Annotated in this window: 13 protein-coding genes; 5 read left to right on the top strand and 8 right to left on the bottom strand. The window is 39.9% G+C overall.

Annotated elements, in window-relative coordinates:
• Nucleotides 1-89: 89 nt before the first annotated feature.
• The 5 genes from yihI to NLF92_RS07225 all read left to right on the top strand — a co-directional run bounded on the left by yihI (nt 90) and on the right by NLF92_RS07225 (nt 4,735).
• Entirely contained in the window at nt 90-608 is a 519-nt protein-coding gene (gene yihI, locus NLF92_RS07245) for a Der GTPase-activating protein YihI (RefSeq protein WP_254100298.1), read from the top strand.
• Nucleotides 609-638: 30 nt separating this feature from the next.
• Entirely contained in the window at nt 639-1,085 is a 447-nt protein-coding gene (locus NLF92_RS07240) for a DUF2489 domain-containing protein (protein WP_254100296.1), read from the top strand.
• 98 nt (nt 1,086-1,183) lie between these two features.
• Nucleotides 1,184-2,092 carry a glycine--tRNA ligase subunit alpha gene (glyQ, locus tag NLF92_RS07235; RefSeq protein WP_254100294.1) on the top strand — a complete coding sequence of 303 codons (909 nt, stop codon included), beginning with the start codon at nt 1,184-1,186 and terminating at the stop codon, nt 2,090-2,092.
• Complete coding sequence (gene glyS, locus NLF92_RS07230; RefSeq protein WP_254100292.1) at nt 2,092-4,167, top strand: glycine--tRNA ligase subunit beta; 2,076 nt, start codon at nt 2,092-2,094, stop codon at nt 4,165-4,167. The genes glyQ and glyS overlap by 1 nt, the downstream gene beginning before the upstream one ends.
• A gap of 73 nt (nt 4,168-4,240) precedes the next feature.
• Complete coding sequence (locus tag NLF92_RS07225; RefSeq protein ID WP_254100290.1) at nt 4,241-4,735, top strand: early set domain-containing protein; 495 nt, start codon at nt 4,241-4,243, stop codon at nt 4,733-4,735.
• Between the two features lie 42 nt (nt 4,736-4,777).
• On the opposite strand, the gene NLF92_RS07220 is transcribed toward NLF92_RS07225, so the two are convergent.
• The 8 genes from NLF92_RS07220 to atpG form a co-directional block, all read right to left on the bottom strand.
• Nucleotides 4,778-6,442, bottom strand: coding sequence for an ATP-binding protein (locus tag NLF92_RS07220; RefSeq protein ID WP_254100288.1), 1,665 nt, complete (start codon nt 6,440-6,442; stop codon nt 4,778-4,780).
• Nucleotides 6,439-8,058, bottom strand: coding sequence for a histidine kinase (locus tag NLF92_RS14280; RefSeq protein ID WP_254100286.1), 1,620 nt, complete (start codon nt 8,056-8,058; stop codon nt 6,439-6,441). The genes NLF92_RS07220 and NLF92_RS14280 overlap by 4 nt, the downstream gene beginning before the upstream one ends.
• 90 nt (nt 8,059-8,148) lie before the next feature.
• Nucleotides 8,149-10,470 (bottom strand): ATP-binding protein, encoded by a 2,322-nt coding sequence (locus NLF92_RS07210; RefSeq protein WP_254100284.1) that lies wholly within the window; start codon nt 10,468-10,470, stop codon nt 8,149-8,151.
• Nucleotides 10,471-10,475: 5 nt separating this feature from the next.
• Nucleotides 10,476-12,770 (bottom strand): ATP-binding protein, encoded by a 2,295-nt coding sequence (locus NLF92_RS07205; protein ID WP_254100282.1) that lies wholly within the window; start codon nt 12,768-12,770, stop codon nt 10,476-10,478.
• Nucleotides 12,760-15,252, bottom strand: a complete 2,493-nt coding sequence (locus NLF92_RS07200; protein ID WP_254100280.1) for a TonB-dependent receptor — start codon at nt 15,250-15,252, stop codon at nt 12,760-12,762. The genes NLF92_RS07205 and NLF92_RS07200 overlap by 11 nt, the downstream gene beginning before the upstream one ends.
• A gap of 210 nt (nt 15,253-15,462) precedes the next feature.
• A complete protein-coding gene (locus NLF92_RS07195) occupies nt 15,463-15,870 on the bottom strand; it encodes a F0F1 ATP synthase subunit epsilon (RefSeq protein WP_254100278.1) in 408 nt (135 codons plus the stop codon).
• Between the two features lie 42 nt (nt 15,871-15,912).
• A complete protein-coding gene (atpD, locus tag NLF92_RS07190; protein WP_254100276.1) occupies nt 15,913-17,295 on the bottom strand; it encodes a F0F1 ATP synthase subunit beta in 1,383 nt (460 codons plus the stop codon).
• Nucleotides 17,296-17,329: 34 nt separating this feature from the next.
• On the bottom strand, nt 17,330-18,190 hold the full coding sequence (gene atpG, locus NLF92_RS07185) for a F0F1 ATP synthase subunit gamma (RefSeq protein WP_254100274.1): 861 nt from the start codon (nt 18,188-18,190) through the stop codon (nt 17,330-17,332).
• Nucleotides 18,191-18,242 lie beyond the last annotated feature (52 nt).

Raw genomic sequence — 18,242 nt, 5'->3', positions numbered from 1 at the left:
CGTTACTAAACTAAATATGACGCAATGGACTTACGTGTTGTATAATCATCTCGTTTATCATGTTCTTTACTGAAAGGTCTCATCCAAAGATGGCGCATAGCAAAAAATCTCGCAAAGTTGGTCAAATAGGCATTCCTAAATCAAAAGAAAGAGGTGGTCGCAAACCATCTACAGCTCCCAAAAGAACCAAGCCGACAAAGGGTAAGCCAGCAGGCTCTAGACATTCAGTCGCACAGGAAACCTCACAACACGTCAACAAAGTCAGGAAAGATCCTAAAATTGGTAGTAAAAAGCCTATCGAACTTCGCCCTACCCCAAAACCTGATGTAAAAGTCAAAATCAGAAAATTTGCTACCCCAGCCGCTGAACTCGCGGCTTTGGAAGCGGATGAACGTTTACATACCTTGTTAGAACGTATAGATAATAATGAAACACTGACTGCCGATGAACAAGAATTTGTGACAAGCACGATGGCAAGACACGCAGTGTTATGCGATTTACTTGGTATAAAAGACGAGGAAGAGCCGTCCCCTGAGTCGGACAAGAAGGCTGTAGAAGATGATCCTTTAGCGGCATTAGACGCTATTAACATTAATGATTTTAGATAAGTTTATAGGCAGTTATCCTTGGGGAGTCACATGTACATTGCTTTGATCGTTCTAGCTGTTGCGATTATTTTGGGTTTAAGTTTTTATGCGGGTAAACTGCTTTCGCAGGTCAATGAACAACAGCAGAAAAAAGATAAACTCCGCCAAGACCGTGTGACCAACATTATGCAGTCAGTGCATGTGATTGCATTAGCTATCGAACAACAACAATGTGATTTGTCAGAAGGCGTGATCAGATTGACCAATCTCCTCGATGCATTACCTTTATCACCACAGCCTAAATTTGCCGAACTTTATCCCGCTATTTACGGTCTTCATCACAAAATATCTCACTTTAAGACCCATGAAGCACGCGCCTCTTTAACCAAAAAAGAGCGCCGCCAACAAGACAAAGAAAGACTGTCGATTGAAGCCGAGTTTGAAACCCCCATCATTGATGAGGTCATCAAACTTCGTGCATACCATCCGACAATCTAAATTAGCTTATTTTCTACGCTTTGCCTCTACATCAATGCGCGCAATTAGGTTAAACTATTGCGCTAGATTTTGTATTCACTAACGTAGAACATAAGCACATGTCAAAATACGATGTAAAAACCTTTCAGGGGCTCATAGCCACCTTGCAAGATTATTGGGCGCAACAAGGATGCGTAATCATTCAACCTCTCGATATGGAAGTCGGTGCTGGTACATTCCATCCCATGACTTTTTTACGCTCTTTAGGTCCAGAGCCTATCAGCAGTGCTTATGTCCAGCCGTGTCGCCGCCCAACTGATGGTCGCTATGGAGATAATCCAAACCGTCTACAGCACTATTACCAATTCCAGGTCATGTTAAAACCATCACCCAAGAATATTCAAGAACTCTATTTAGGCTCTCTGAAAGAACTCGGCTTTGACCCGCTTGTCCACGATATCCGTTTTGTTGAAGATAACTGGGAATCGCCGACTCTGGGTGCTTGGGGCTTAGGTTGGGAGATCTGGTTAAATGGCATGGAAGTGACTCAGTTCACTTATTTCCAACAAGTTGGTGGCTTAGAATGCAAACCTGTTACTGGTGAAATTACCTACGGTCTTGAGCGTCTAGCGATGTACGTACAAGGGGTTGATAGTATCTATGACTTAGTTTGGACGCATGGTCCTGATGGCCCTGTCACCTATGGTGATGTTTTTCACCAAAACGAAGTGGAACAGAGTGCTTATAACTTTGAATATGCAGATGTTGACGCTTTATTCGCTGGATTTGACCAAGCAGAAAAAGACTCTCAAAAATTAATTGAAAATAACTTGCCGCTACCTGCGTATGAGCAAGTGATGAAAGCATCTCATATGTTTAATTTGTTGGATGCACGTCACGCAATTTCAGTTACCGAAAGACAGCGCTATATATTACGAGTGCGTACTTTGGCAAAAGCGGTAGCTGAAAGTTATTATGCAGCTCGTGAAGCACTCGGCTTCCCAATGTGTAAAAAGGAGGCTAAATAATGCGTCAAGATACATTATTAGTTGAGCTAGGTACGGAAGAGTTACCACCAAAATCACTTAAAACACTAGCTGTTAGCTTTGCGCAAAATATGCAAAATGAATTAGCCGCAGCAGAATTATCGTATACCGAACTTACATGGTTTGCCGCACCGCGCCATTTAGCAATACAGGTCAAAGAATTAGCTTACCAGCAAGCCGATAAAATCGTCGAAAAACGTGGGCCTGCCGTCACAGCGGCTTTTGATGCTGAAGGTAATCCGACCAAAGCTGCGCAAGGCTGGGCTCGCGGTAATGGTATCGATATAGCAGATGCCGAACGATTAAAAACAGATAAAGGTGAATGGTTATTACATAAAGCTGCAGTCACTGGCAAAGCTTTGGATGAATTAATCGAAGGCATTGTTAATCGTGCCCTAGCAAAACTTCCCATTCCAAAACCAATGCGTTGGGGTAGCTCTGACACGCAATTCATTCGTCCAGTACACACTTTCACTGCCATGTTTGGTGCAGATATTCTGCCAGCCACTATTTTAGATATGCCTTCTGACCGCATCATTCGCGGCCACCGTTTCCATGGACCTAGTACATTCACTCTTGATCATGCTGATAACTATGAAGCTCAGGCAAAAGCACATTTTGTTGTCGTGAACTACGCTGACCGTTGTGCAGAAATAGCCAAAGGCTTGGAAGCAAAAGCAGATGAGCTGGGGTTGACTGCAGATTACAACCAAGCGTTGTTAGAAGAAATCGCATCATTGGTAGAATACCCTGTCGTGATGCAAGCCAGCTTTGAAGAGCGTTTTTTAGCCGTACCTAAAGAAGCGCTGATTTACACCATGAAAGACGACCAAAAATACGTCCCTCTATTAGATGCAGAGGGCAATCTATCTGCTAAATTCTTGTTTGTTTCAAATATTCAATCTAGTGCTCCAGAGTTTGTGATTGAAGGGAATGAAAAAGTTATTCGCCCAAGATTAGCTGATGCTGAATTTTTCTTCGAGACGGATAAAAAAACCGCATTAGAAGACCGTTTGGATTCACTCAACAGTATTTTATTCCAAAAACAACTAGGTACTTTGGCTGAAAAAGTCCAACGAATCGCTAAAATTGCTGCATTCATTGCTGAACAGATTGGTTCAAACGCTACAGATGCAGCTCGTGCTGGCTTGTTATCTAAAACGGATCTGATGACCGAAATGGTCATGGAGTTCCCAGATGTACAAGGGGTTATGGGTAAGTACTACGCCTTAAATGATGGTGAGAACAGTGCTGTTGCAGAAGCTATCGCTGAGCAATATATGCCACGCCAAGCTGGCGATGCCCTACCTTCATCAGATACCTCTGCAGCTGTCGCACTAGCTGATAAATTAGATACCTTGGCAGGTATATTTGGTATTGGTATGTTGCCAAAAGGCGATAAAGATCCATTTGCACTGCGCCGAGCTGCGATTGGAGTCTTACGTATCATTACTGAACGGAACTACAATCTAGATATCCGTGAACTATTGGCTTTTGCGGTCAATACTTATGGGGACAAGCTGACAAATACCGAGGCGCTGGATAATGCGGTTGATTTTGTTATCGCTCGCTTCAAAGCGATGTATCAAGACCAAGGCATTGAGACAGAAGTGATTCAAGCTGTAAGCGCTCGAAACATCACGAACCCATTAGATTTTAGTAAGCGTGTTCATGCTGTATCTGAATTTAAAGGTTTAGCACAGGCTGGTGCCTTAGCATCGGCGAACAAGCGCGTGGCCAATATCTTAGCCAAAAACAGTGCCTCAGTGAGTGAAGCCAAACTCGATGCCAGTTTACTAAGTGATGCTGCGGAAATTGTTTTAGCTGAAAAGATAGCACTACAACAAGATGTTGTCGCTCAAGCGTTAGCTAACAAAGATTACAATGCTATCCTAACATCATTAGCGGATTTACAAGGGCCAGTTGACGACTTCTTTGATAATGTCATGGTCATGGCTGATGAAGATGCTACACGTAATAATCGCTTAGCGTTATTGAGCCAACTACGTGAACTATTTTTATCTACGGCTGATATTTCAGTTTTAGCCACAAAATAGTCTATGCTAAGGGTTAACGGAATTTCCATTAACCCTTTTATTCATCGTTCATTGCCGCCAAGGATGACATTGCATGCCTGATATTTTTCACTCATCAGAACAACCCCAACGCTCTCTCACATATAAAGGTTTAGTTCTGCCTTTAGTATTGTTGAGCATGCTCAGCGGCTGTGCAAGTACTGCAAAGCTCCGTGACTACATCCCTTTAGTTGAGAGTTCGGACAAACGAGCATATAACACGATGTATATTCGTGGTATTTTTAACTGGTGGGAAGCAGAGGCCCCATATTTGTTACAAAAGAATGAAGCTGGAGACTATTTTGCTGAAGTGTCATTAATCGCAGATGGTCAACCTTATGACTTTAAATTCGCTGATAGTGTATATACTCCTGATCTGACATGTGGAGCTTTTAACCCAGCGGGACAGATGGCACACCCAGATAAAAAGATAGAGCTATTGTGTGCTGCAACTGCCGGAAATCTTAAATTCACACCCGCAGAGACTGGCACATATCGCTTCGTAGTTAAGCCAGGTAATCCAGCAGAATTGAGTATTCAATTAAAGTAAATATTGTGAAAAGAACCTAAAGAGCGACCTTTTCGAACCGTTTTATAAGGGCAACGTTACTTTTAGACAAAAGCCGCTGTGCTTATGCATCGTTTGCATGTGTTCAATAGTCTCTATATCAATGACGGTTTCCATCGTGCCATTTAGCGCTAATATTCGATTTTTTAGTCCTTTTAAACCAAAGCCATTTAAGCCATCAAAAGAGCTTGTTTCATCTGCCTCACAGAGGCCTACGCCGTTATCAGCAAGATAGACCTGAATTTCATCAGTGTGAATGACCAGTTTCACTAAAAAACGTGTCGCTCCAGCGTGTTTAATCGTATTGGTTATCGCCTCTTGGACCAAGCGATAAATAGTAATCTCGTTTATTTCTGATAAGAGGACTTTTTCTCCAATAACCTCCGCTTCATAATGAATGCCAACAGGGGTGAGACGCTGCGCAAAGTACTCACCTGTGATAGTCGAATAAATACCATGCTGATCCAAGACGCTAGGTCTTAACCAATGCATTAACTCAAAAATACTATTATAAATCTGCGCAACACTTTGCTTAATCATACTGATATTGACTATATTTTTCTCTGTGCTCGCGACCGACAATAATGCGTTAGTGGACAACTGTAATTCACTTACCACTGGGGTCAGTTCATCACTGATCTCTGAGGAAAGGTGTTTTCTTTCCTGTTCTTGAGTATCCAATATCGAACGGGATAATTCTTGAAATTTTTGATTTTTCTCCCCTAATTCTATATTGCCTTGGATTAATTGATCTTTTTGTTGCAGGATCCTTTTTTCGGTTTTGTGGTTTTCTAGTGAAACCGCACCAATTAAGAAAGCAACCAACATCGCACTAATCATAAAAGGTTGGAATTGGAGTAAAATTGGACCTTCTTGTTTAAAGAGAAAAAGTAGGAGCACTGTCATCGCGACAAATACCGAAAATACAATACCAAAAAAACCATAACGATAGCCAAACCAAAGAAGTGGTATAAAGCTGAATGCTTGAATAAAAGGAAAACTCGCTGGCTGAATCTTATAAGCAATAAAACACAACAATAATATAACGAGCACTTTTCCAACAATAACGGCCAACTCACTGAAATTTGGGTATGCTTTTCGTTTTTTTACCCACAAGAATAACAACGTCCCGGCTAAGAAATAAAAGTAAGTCAAAGTCCCCGCCAGTATATGTGCAACAAAATACTCAAACAGATGTTCATTGGCAATCTCGCTGTATACACCAAAGTCAGCTAAATACGATAGAAACATATATGAGAAACGGTAGAACAAACCGACAATGAGCAAGATAAATATCGCATCTAACGAAAACCAATCATACTTTAAGTGGTATTTTTTTACATAAAAGATACCCAAAATCCCAAGCAAAAAAGTCACAATACCTTTAACTTTTATTAGCATGATAGAGACTATTTCGTAGTCTAAAAAAAAGTGGTAAGCAAGACCATTTCCTAATGAAATGGCTACTAGTATCAGTGGCCAAAAACGCAAGGGTAGTAGTAAATACAAAAGAATATTAAATGCTACAGGAAAGTACCAACTGACATTGTCCGGTACGATTTCAAACTGTAGTGTCATATAAAAAAGCAGATTTTCCATCAGGAGTATAAATAGAAACAGCTGGAGATTTTGTAAACAAAATAGATGTTTCTGTTTTGTTTGCGCCAGTGGATAGATAGAATCTATCATGCGCCCTCCCCCAAATGGTCAGCAGATGTATGCATAGGTAGCAATATCTGAAGACGCATACCCAACTCTAGTTCTATGCTAAGCGATCCTGCCAAAGCTAATACTTGGTACTCAATCTTAAATGGATCAAATATAGGAGTATTAGTAGAAGTATAGGCTTGCTCACGGTCATCACTGATAACTAATTTTATCTTATCTTGATGTTGGCTAAGGTGAACGCAGAATTTAGTCACAGAACGATTCTCCATCGCCAGTAATGTTGCCTCTTGTATGAGTCTAAATATGGCTATCTTCAACTCAATGGAAAGAGCACTCTCATCCAAGATAATATGAGCATCGTATGTGATATTTGCCCTAGCTAATCTATCTGCAAAATAAGTACTTTGTAAGGTAGCAACCAAACCTACCTCATCCACTATGCGTGGTCTTAACCAATGAACCAACTCATACACTTTCTGATAAATCTCTGCCGCTTGATTTTTAATGATAGAAAGGTGAGATTGGAATGTCACAGACCCTTTCTTTTCGTTCAGTTTTATCCCAACTTGCAATGCTGTGATATTTTGCGCAGCTTCATCATGAAGTTCCTGTGATAGTTTTTTACGTTCCCTTTCTTGTATCGCAATAATATCACTCGCCAGTACTTTTAACTGATTGTTCTTATCTTGTAACTCCTGATTGGATATTGTTACTTGGTGTTTTGCTTTATACAATTCTTCTTCAATGATGTGTTGCTCAATAAACATTCCACCCAGCAGTAATGCAACGAGTAAATAACTGACTAAAAACGTTTGGTACTCCATGACCAATGTGAGTGGAGCAGTATGAAGATAAATGGAAAGTGCTGTTATCAAGAGTAACACAGCAACAAATACACCGACCCACCCAAACCGGTAACCAAACCAAACGAGAGGAATAAAGTAGACCATGCGCATAAGGTATTCAATATTTGGTTGGATCTGGTATAGCCCAACAATAAGCATTGCTATAATCGAAATCTGAATACTCATTTTGGCCCATTCAATATGCATAAAAGGGCCATCATCCCTACGCACAAACTTGACCAACCAAGTCACACATAAAATATACAAAACACTGGCATACAAAAAAAGCTGTGTTTTGACTAAATACATTAGCAAGGATAATTCAGATGTCACCAAACCGTTGTCAAACACTAAGTAACTAACGGGTAACTGAGCAAAAGCGCTCAACAAAAGAAGTCCCATTTGCACGACTAAACTCTTTAAACGCATATTGCCGACATTTAAATAGTGTTTTTTTAGAACGAATAATACACACAATACCATTGCTTCATAAAAACAAACGCTGACAAACCATACGATATGGTTCTGTAATTCCACTTCTAACAAAAGGCTAAGCCAATAAAATAAGGATAGGAGAAGTGACCAACGCAAATATTGAGGCAGGAACAATGCGAGAACGACAATGCCACCAAATAATAAATCAATATGTGCTATGACGTGTGCATTAACTTGTTGGATAACACCAAATAAAACTAAAAGCGCAAAACTATGCCAGATTTTCGTCGTTGTATCTAAAGGGCTTGGAATTTGAGGTTTTTGAAAAGGAGCGAGAAAATCATTGAAATTTTGCACAAGGACTCCCCTCACCGGTTGTTTTAACGTTTTAGATTATAGCGAAGTAATCACTCACATAGCAATGCATATAGACCGTAAGACTTTGTATTAATGCAGGATCAAATACTTTTGTACCGTTTTAATAATCATGTCTGCAGGAGTCGGTTTGGTTAATTGTTCATTAAATACATTTGCATATTCACCATCAGGAGCTATATGTGCAGTTAACGCTACAATAGGTAGTTGTTTATTACGTTCACCACAATGACCTAAACGGATGTGTTTTGCTGCAACATCTCCGCTCATAACAGGCATTTTAATATCCATGATGATTAAATCGTAATAGTCAGGTGTCGCTTTCAATGCTTCCAAACATAACTGACCATTCTCAACAACATGACAATAAGGGTAGATTTTTTCAAGTTGGGCTAACAAAATAGTCTGGTTAATCTCATTATCTTCGACAATTAAAATACGAGGATCGCGAACCCGTTTGTTTTCAGTCATAGCTTTGTTTGTTTCTGCACTAGCAGTAACCTCTGAAAGAATAGGTTCTGCACTCAGCTCAAAGGGGCATTCAAACTCAACGGTAGTACCTTGCCCTAAACGGCTGGTTAACGATATCTTTCCAGACATTAATTTAACAAATGCTTTACTCAAACTAAGGCCTAAACCCGTGCCCCCAATCGCTTCGTTGTTTTGGTTAAATTGTGAGAACGGTTCAAAAACCTTATTTTGTAAATCTTGAGAAATACCGACACCAGTATCTGTTACGGAAATATTTAGACAGTATTTGCCATCTTTCATCGCTATTTCAGCTTGTAACACGATACTGCCACGTTCAGTATATTTTACCGCATTATTTAAGACATTCAGTATCACTTGTTTTAACCGTCTAGCATCTCCGTATAGCGGTACATCAATCAATTTGTTATCAATCAATATTAATTCTATATCATGCTTTGCGTTGATCATTTTGGCATAGGTAAAGGCGCCATCTATTAAAGTTTTTGGAGAAAACGAAACCGGTTCTAAATAATAGGTATTAGATTCTATTTTAGAGTATTCCAAAATATCATTCATATTACTCAACAAGACATCTGAACTAAATTCTACGAGATGTAGATATTGTTGCTGTTCATTAGTCAGGGGATAGTTTTTGATCAACGGAATAGCACCTAAGATCCCATTTATCGGGGTACGGATCTCATGACTAACATTTTCCAAAAACTTGCTTTTTGCTTGTGCTAAATAGTTAGCTTTGGCATAAGCATCTTTCAATACTTTTTGGCGGTATATAAATGAAAACGATAATAAGATTAATGTGATTAAGAGTATTACAATGATTTCATGGGGATAATCTACCCAAATTGAACCAGGTACATTTGCCACTTCCACATCTTCAATAAAGTCAGGAATCGGTAAGTGATAATCCCGGAGTTGTTGATAATCAAATACTGTCACCCCTATATCCATAGATCTCGGAAAACGCCCCGTATCAATCGCAGTCAATAAAGTAAAAACTGCGTTTTTACCAATAGCTTCAGCATCTATCATAGTACCACCTACAACAGCGTCAGAGAAAAGGGAATGCCACATCGTATATATCGGGGTTTGACTATATCCTTGTATTTCCTTAATAAACTCTCTTGGCGTGAACCGCTCTTGTCCTTCTTGGTAAAAAACCGGGAAATACATTATAGCATCAGAGGCTGGTATCTGAGCTATCTGCTGCTGCAAAGTAGCTAAAGATGAATACTCCACCTCGCTAACTTTAACGCCTGGGGAATATGTTTGGAGAAAAGATGTTAATTCGGTTTGATAAAAGTCTAAATTGATATTAGCACCACGAATAACATGAAGTGTTTCTAGTTTAGGTCTTTGTAATGCAATTATTCTTGCATTACTTTCAAGTAAGTTTAATTCATCCTGATAAGACGTTTTAATAAATCCTTTACCTGTAATATCTTCATTGTATTCAAAAGCATAAATAGGAATATTTAAATCGTTTTTAAACGACCGAAAGATGTCGATATGCTTGTTGGCATCTGTGGATTCAGTATACATGCCATGAAATTTGATATGTTTATATTTACCCGTAAAAAGCGTACTTAAATCTAAGGATAATTTTTCATCTGCTGTTATAGAGGCGTAAATAGACTCAGTAAACACATTTACAACTAAGTCTGTTTCATTGACTCCTTTAATGAAGCCATTTTGCATCGCTTGCGTCCAGGGCACCATGGGACTGTTATACACTACCATTAATAAATTAATAGGGTTTTGTATTGTGCCTAATGGATAAGATTCATCATTTAATGATTGGTTATCGGCATAGGTATTCGAACCCAATGAAGAAAGCAGAATATAAAACACCAATGCCAAATACATTCTAGGCCAATTTTGAGGACGTTCAGTGCAGTTATTCATCCTTTTCACGCTTTTAAGTTTTTCACAATACTTTGACAGAGCAAATGCGGTTTTATCGGTTTAACCAAATGACTATCAAAATCACTAAAACCGGCTTGTTTTTCGTCCAATTCCATATGTGCAGTTAAGGCAATGACTGGAATATGTTTAACCGCCTCGCCGCATACCCCCGAACGAATTTGACTAACTGCTTCATAACCATTCATCTTGGGCATTTGTAGATCCATCAAGATAATATCGAATTTATCTGGTGTAAGTCTGAGCATATCCAAAGCAGCCGCACCATTATCAGCTAATGTGACTGCCATGCCTGTGTTATCAAGTTGCGCACTGATTACTTCTTGGTTAATCGAATTATCTTCGACCAATAAAACCGATACATCAAATGAATCGATAGCTGACTCGTCTAGTGCATATTGTTGACTTAACTGATAATCACCAGGTTCTAAACAAATGTTAAAAGCAAAACGACTACCTTCATTTAATTGACTACTTACCGTAATTTCGCCATTCATTAATCTCACTAGCTCTGCACAAATCGCCAAGCCGAGGCCGGTGCCATGATGCGGCTTACTCAAGGTATTATTTATCTGATTAAATGGTGTAAACAACATCTTTTGATGTTTTTCATCAATGCCTAATCCAGTATCTTCAATCCATGCGTGCAAGATATATTGTTGCTCAACAACTTCTACTTTTGCACCGATAACTACCTGTCCAGCTTCCGTAAATTTGATTGCATTATTAACAAGGTTGTTGAATATTTGCTGGATCCGATGAATATCACCATATATCGGGACATCAATTAATTGATCGATCTCCATAGAGATTTTAATCGGCCGACCACTGACAATCATATTCGCATAATGCTGGATATCGGTGAGCAGTTGATGCGCAGTAAAATGGCTTTTGTGCAGAACAAACTCTTTAGCTTCCATTTTTGAAAAATCCAAAATGTCATTCACGGTATTTAACAACGAATCACCACAATACTTAATCATATTGGTGTAGTGTTTTTGCTTGTCTGTCAGTGGTTCTTTCTCTATCAATGGAACCGCACCGGTTATGCCGTTAATCGGCGTTCTAATTTCATGCGAAACAGTCGCCAAGAATTTAGTTTTAGCTAATAGACTATTTTCGGCTAACTGTTGGTTTTGTTCCGCTAAAGAACGTGCATGTTCTGTTTGCAATACTGCTATGCGCAACTGACGCTGACGCATGTACATCAGTGCCAGTAACAGGGTAAAACATAAGAATATAAAGAGACCAAATTCGGTAGGGTAATCTAACCAGATATGACGTTCAGGATTGAGATATGTTATATCTGTGGCAAAATCCGGTACCGGTAAATTAAAGTAGTCTAATTGCTCGTAATCCAAAATCCACCTAGGCTGATGATTCACTTGCCCAATGGTACCGTGTTCAAAATAGTGCAAAACAGCATCCATACTTTCTTTTGCAATAATAAAAGGATTAATCACACTGCCGCCTAACACACCTGTGCCTAGCATCTGCTCCCACAGGGTATAGACTGGTACTTGGAGGTTTTGCCCTAATTTATAGGCGACTTCGGCAGGTAAAATAGTGCCATTATTTAAGGACGTGGGAAGTAGAAGTACTGCAGCATTATTACCAATATTAGCGATGAAATCATTCAAATCACGACTTGATTTGAGTGGCATATTGATTATTTGTAACCCTTCTGCTTCGGGACTTTTTTTTATATGAGATATTACTTTACGGTGGAATGCTTTAGCATTATTAATTACAAACAATTGTTCCACATCAGGGTTTTGATAGCGAAGTAACTTTATGTTATCAATGACTTGAAAGTTAGCCCTCCCCTGAACAACAAATAAAGGTTCTTGTCTTCTAGGGACATTATCGCTATAAACCAATTTAGGTATATTATGATATTTCGAGTTATCTTTGCCATATTTATCTATGTAAGTATATGCATGAATCGAATCGCCAATCACCGCATCTATTTGAGTATCTTGGTATTTTTTTAAAATACTTGTATGAAAATCAACATAATTCACCTCACCATCTATTTCTAGTTGCATAGACTCTACAAAGAGATTGATATGATACTTATCATGATATTTTTTTACTGCTTCGAAATACCCATCTGTTAATTTTCTTGTCCAAGGGTATTTTTGCTGAAACGATAACACTATTAAAATGTTAATTTCAGAACCTGGAGTCACTATATGCGATTTAGCAGCTTTGACGGGCGCAATAACAGCTAATTGTAAAAACAGCCAACACAAACAAAAGAGAACGCTTTTAATTTTCATAGCTATATCTCATTTCAACATACCACAGTCTTTCGCCAATATTAGGCAAACATTGTAAATTGTAGCTCAAGGTCGTGTTTTGGTTTTTCTTGAGACAATATTTTTCTGCTGTTAAGTTTTTTACTCCTAAAGAAAACCTCCACTGTGGTAAATCGGCTAAGGTATGTTGCCAATGGACATTAATATTTTTATATTTCGCTAAACGATACGCTTGATCGTTATCTTTTGATGAGTATTGCGGCCCCACAAACTGGGTTAACAAGGATAAGCGGCTGGTACCTGCAACAACAGTAGAGTCCCAAACTTTCCGCTCATAGTGCAATCCAAAGGTGTGGTTGAAAGGTGCAATATTAGTCAAAGCATTACCTGTTTTAACCCCTTGTAAAGTTCCTACATCAATCACTTCAGAAACTAGCCACCCCAAACCAATATCAACTGTCCAAGCTGACGTAAATTGCCATTCCCCTGATAACTCTACGCCTTGTAATTGTGCCTTAGGAATATTCACAAAAGCCGGTTGCCCTAAGTTATTCACATCGAATATTTGCTTATCTTGCCATGTATAATGAAATAAGGCTGAATTCAGTTTCAATGCAGCGCTTTGATATTTGATGCCCCACTCAAATGCCGTAAGTTGCTCTGGCGCAACAGGCTGATCAGCAGTCCCAGCAAAAGCTGCTAGCGCACGGGTATCAAAACTCCCTCCAACAAAGCCCCTAGATGTACTGATATACATATTTAGGTTGTTTTTGATAAAGTATGCAACATCAGCATTATATGCTGTTAGATAAGCATTCAAGCTGACAGGTGTCGCCAACATACAAGGAATACCTCCGACACTTGGTGGACAGATTCCGGCTGGCGTTGCACTCAAGGTTGCAAATTGATTCTTTGTGATAAAACTGCCAAAAGGCAATGTTTGAGCTGCTGGTGTCGCATCTATAGTCTTAGCAAAAACACGTGTAGTACTTACACCTTTTTGTCGTTGTTGTGTATAACGCAAAGCTAAGTTAAAAAGCCATGGTGAATCCGGATCATATTCCACCCAACCGTACCAAGAGCGCGTTTTATCGACTTGCTCAATAACCACTGATGGCACGATACCAAAAGGTGCCCCATCATTATCCGTACGACTGATAATGGTGCTTAGTTGACTGTCTTTATTTGCAAAGTAAGTACCGAGCATCGCACTTACAACGGGTGTAACTTCCCACGTTAAAGTCAGTTCTTGAGCCCATTGTTTTATCTGACTTATTTGGCCGGGCATAAAACCAATACCCTGTGGTAAATTCGATAAACTCTCTAAATATTGTGCAGATAGATTATCGTAACTGGTAATACTTTTTAGCGAAACTCCATCACCTAACCACGAATAGCGCAGTCGTTGCATTGTAAACGTCGTATCGGCTATATCCTCACTGGCGTCATATAATGTAGCCCAACTTCCCGTACTGACCGTCTGTGTTTGTCCACCAGTGAACGGAATGATCGAAACGCAGGAAGGTGAAATAAATACCGCAATATTTCGCGTTAAAGCAGCCTCACAATCAGGCGCGGCATTAAGATCAGTAATTTGGCCAGACACTATATTTGGACTTCTTATATCCCAGTAACCCCCTCCTAATAATGGAGTTTTCCCAGAATGATTTCGTCTTTTTTCATGACTATATATCAGGGTATGCTCAGGATGAACTTCCCATTTTGTTTGCCAGCGCCAACTGTTTATATCGATATCGCCCATTGGTTCATTATTATACAAGTTAGTCCACGGGCCATCTCTTAGCTCTCTTTGAAAAGCAATACGACTCGCTATCGTTTCATTAATGGGGATATTGAGTGCACCGGTTAGTACTTTTCTGTTAAATGTCCCTAAAGTGAGTTCAGCAAATCCTGTGTATTCGTCTAATTGTGGTTGTTGCGTATTAAAATTGACTGCTCCACCAGAGCTGTTAATACCAAATAAAGCACTTTGTGGTCCACGAAACACCTCAACACTAGCTAAATCATACGCTGCTAATTGGGAAACATATGGGCTAACAATATTTGTCTCATCAAATGCGACTGCGATCCCCTGATTAGCATTTACATGCCAATTATCTGAGCCAACACCACGAATATGAAACCCTGAATTGATGGCTGAATTTCCACGAACACCTACATTAGCCATGGCGAAAACAAGATCATCTAAACTATCAATTTGCCATGTTGCTAGATCGTCTTTGTTTAGTACTGAAATACTTTTGGGAATATCATTGACCGGTTTAACAGGTAATTTAGTAGACACAGCGATCCGTTCTATCTGCTTAGATAGCTGTGTTATGGAATTTGATTTAGGAATAGCTATATTGTTAGGTTCAGTTACCTGGGTTGGCAAAGTGGCACTGTCTTTGGCATTTACATATTGAATACTGAAACAACCATACAATAAAGCGAAAGAACCCCAACTCATTCCTTGGCAGAAAAAACGGCTTTGTGTGGTCACATCGAACTCAATTTATTGATACAGTCATAGTTTAGACAAGGTTGTCTTATTTCTCTTCCTTTTTAATAAACTCTATACTTTTGTCTAAAAGATATTTCTTACGTTAATATCATTGATTGTCTATTTTGCTAAAATGTTGGTCCATTTTCTTCGTTATTAAAAACAAAAAACCCAGCTAAGAGCTGGGTTTTATCATAATAGCAAATGCGCTTATTTGCGTAATTGTTGAATTAACTTCAATTGCGCTAAGGCTTCTTCTAACTGTAAAGCAGCTGCTTTATGGTCGAAGTCACCTGAAGGATTCGCAATTTGTTCTTCGGCATTACGTCGTGCTTCTTCGGCACCTTGTTCATCTAAATCTGCAGCGCGGATTGCTGTATCAGCAAGTACCGTAACTGCATGTGGTTGAATCTCAAGAGTACCGCCAGCAATGTAGATAAAATCTTCTTTGCCGTCTTGTACTAAACGTACCATACCTGGACGAATTGCTGTCAATAATGGCGCGTGACCTGGATGAATACCCAGCTCACCTTCACTACCGGTAACTTGAATCGCTTCAACGTCACCTGTAAAAATCGCTTCTTCTGCGCTGACTACGCTAAGATGTACGGTTGCCATAAGACCTCCTATAAAGGGTTATTGTTAGCAAAGGACTAAAGCTTATGCTTTAGACTTTTCCAATGCTTCGTCAATTGAACCCACCATATAGAACGCTTGTTCTGGCAAATCATCATAGTCGCCTTCTAAGATACCTTTAAAGCCACTGATCGTGTCTTTAAGCGATACATACTTACCAGGAGAACCAGTAAATACTTCAGCAACGAAGAACGGCTGTGATAAGAAACGTTGAATCTTACGAGCACGTGAAACCACTTGCTTGTCTTCTTCAGATAACTCATCCATACCTAGGATCGCAATGATATCTTTTAGTTCTTTATAACGCTGTAATACTGATTGAACGCCACGTGCTGTATCATAGTGCTCGTTACCGATAACTAATGGATCAAGCTGACGTGAAGTTGAATCGAGTGGATCAACCGCTGGATAAATACCTAAAGACGCAATATCACGAGATAGTACAACTGTTGCATCTAAGTGAGCGAAAGTTGTTGCTGGTGATGGATCCGTTAAATCATCCGCTGGTACGTATACCGCTTGGATAGATGTAATTGAACCCGTCTTAGTTGACGTAATACGTTCTTGAAGTACACCCATTTCCTCGGCTAATGTAGGCTGATAACCTACCGCTGATGGCATACGACCTAGAAGTGCTGATACTTCGGTACCGGCAAGTGTATAACGATAGATGTTATCAACGAAGAAAAGAACATCACGACCTTCGTCACGGAACTTTTCAGCCATTGTAAGACCTGTCAAAGCAACACGTAAACGGTTACCTGGAGGCTCATTCATCTGACCGTATACTAACGATACTTTATCTAGTACGTTTGAATCGTTCATTTCGTGATAGAAATCGTTACCTTCACGAGTACGCTCACCAACACCTGCGAATACTGAGTAACCACTGTGCTCGATTGCGATATTACGGATTAATTCCATCATGTTGACGGTTTTACCAACACCCGCACCACCGAATAGACCTACTTTACCACCTTTGGCAAACGGGCATACTAAGTCGATAACTTTGATACCTGTTTCTAGTAGTTCTACTGAGCTTGACTGGTCTTCGTAGCTAGGTGCTTCACGGTGAATAGACATACGCTCTTCTTCGCCGATTGGACCTGCTTCATCAATTGGATTACCAAGTACATCCATGATACGACCTAATGTCGCAGTACCTACCGGTACTTGGATAGCTTCTTTAGTATTATCAACTGTTAAACCACGACGTAAACCATCTGTAGTACCTAGTGCGATACTACGGACAACTCCGCCACCTAATTGCTGTTGCACTTCCAGGGTTAACCCTGCCAAGTCACCTTCGGTCACTTTTAGTGCGTCATAAACACGTGGTACTGAATCTTGTGGAAATTCGATATCCACAACAGCACCAATGATTTGGACGACCTTACCTTGACTCATAATTTGTCCTCTATATACCTTATTAAACCTTTGCCTACACCGCTGCCGCGCCGCCGACAATCTCACTAATTTCTTGTGTGATTGCTGCTTGACGTGCTTTGTTGTATACCAGTTGCAATTCGTCGATTAAGTTGCCGGCATTATCTGTTGCCGCCTTCATCGCTACCATTCGAGCTGCTTGTTCAGAAGCTGCATTTTCGACAACGCCTTGGTAAACCTGTGATTCGATATAACGCACCATTAATGTTTCCAAAAGTTCTTTTGGATCTGGCTCGTATATATAATCCCAGCGATGTTGAACATTTTCATTTTCTGATTTAGGCAAAGGTAACAATTGATTGATCACCGGTTCTTGTGCCATTGTGCTAACAAAGTGGTTAAACACAAGGTAGATGCGGTCTAGTTCGCCGTTGTCATATGCATTAAGCATAGTACGAACAACACCAACTACATCATTCACAGATGGTTTATCACCTAAGCCGGATTCTGCAGCAAGTACAGAACCACCAAAACGCGAGAAGAACCCAACCGCTTTAGAACCGATGGCTGCAAATGCAACTTCAACCCCTTCAGCACGTTGTTTTTCTACGTCTTTTGCCACTTTCTTGAATAAATTGGAGTTTAACCCTCCACATAATCCACGATCAGTAGAAACGACGATATAACCTACACGTTTGACCTCACGCTCTTCCATATAAGGATGGCGATATTCGAGGTTACCATTGGCAATATGACCAATCACTTTTAGCATGTTTTGTGCGTATGGACGGCCAGAGGCCATTCTGTCTTGCGCCTTTTTAATTTTTGACGCAGCCATCATTTCCATTGCACTGGTAATCTTTTGAGTGTTTTGAATACTCCCAATCTTACCTTTAATTTCTTTACCGCTAGCCATGACTATTTCTCCGATTACTTAACGCTTGCCCCTGAGAGCTATGCTTTCAAGG

Origin of the sequence: Opacimonas viscosa (assembly GCF_024199005.1) — a bacterium.
Lineage (GTDB): Bacteria > Pseudomonadota > Gammaproteobacteria > Enterobacterales > Alteromonadaceae > Opacimonas > Opacimonas viscosa.
This window is presented reverse-complemented; position numbering and strand designations above follow the sequence as displayed.

Coding starts and splice junctions, on each gene's coding strand:
- yihI (WP_254100298.1), top strand. CDS start 90: ATGGCGCATAGCAAAAAATCTCGCAAAGTTGGTCAAATAGGCATTCCT.
- NLF92_RS07240 (WP_254100296.1), top strand. CDS start 639: ATGTACATTGCTTTGATCGTTCTAGCTGTTGCGATTATTTTGGGTTTA.
- glyQ (WP_254100294.1), top strand. CDS start 1,184: ATGTCAAAATACGATGTAAAAACCTTTCAGGGGCTCATAGCCACCTTG.
- glyS (WP_254100292.1), top strand. CDS start 2,092: ATGCGTCAAGATACATTATTAGTTGAGCTAGGTACGGAAGAGTTACCA.
- NLF92_RS07225 (WP_254100290.1), top strand. CDS start 4,241: ATGCCTGATATTTTTCACTCATCAGAACAACCCCAACGCTCTCTCACA.
- NLF92_RS07220 (WP_254100288.1), bottom strand. CDS start 6,442: ATGATAGATTCTATCTATCCACTGGCGCAAACAAAACAGAAACATCTA.
- NLF92_RS07210 (WP_254100284.1), bottom strand. CDS start 10,470: ATGAATAACTGCACTGAACGTCCTCAAAATTGGCCTAGAATGTATTTG.
- NLF92_RS07205 (WP_254100282.1), bottom strand. CDS start 12,770: ATGAAAATTAAAAGCGTTCTCTTTTGTTTGTGTTGGCTGTTTTTACAA.
- NLF92_RS07195 (WP_254100278.1), bottom strand. CDS start 15,870: ATGGCAACCGTACATCTTAGCGTAGTCAGCGCAGAAGAAGCGATTTTT.
- atpD (WP_254100276.1), bottom strand. CDS start 17,295: ATGAGTCAAGGTAAGGTCGTCCAAATCATTGGTGCTGTTGTGGATATC.
- atpG (WP_254100274.1), bottom strand. CDS start 18,190: ATGGCTAGCGGTAAAGAAATTAAAGGTAAGATTGGGAGTATTCAAAAC.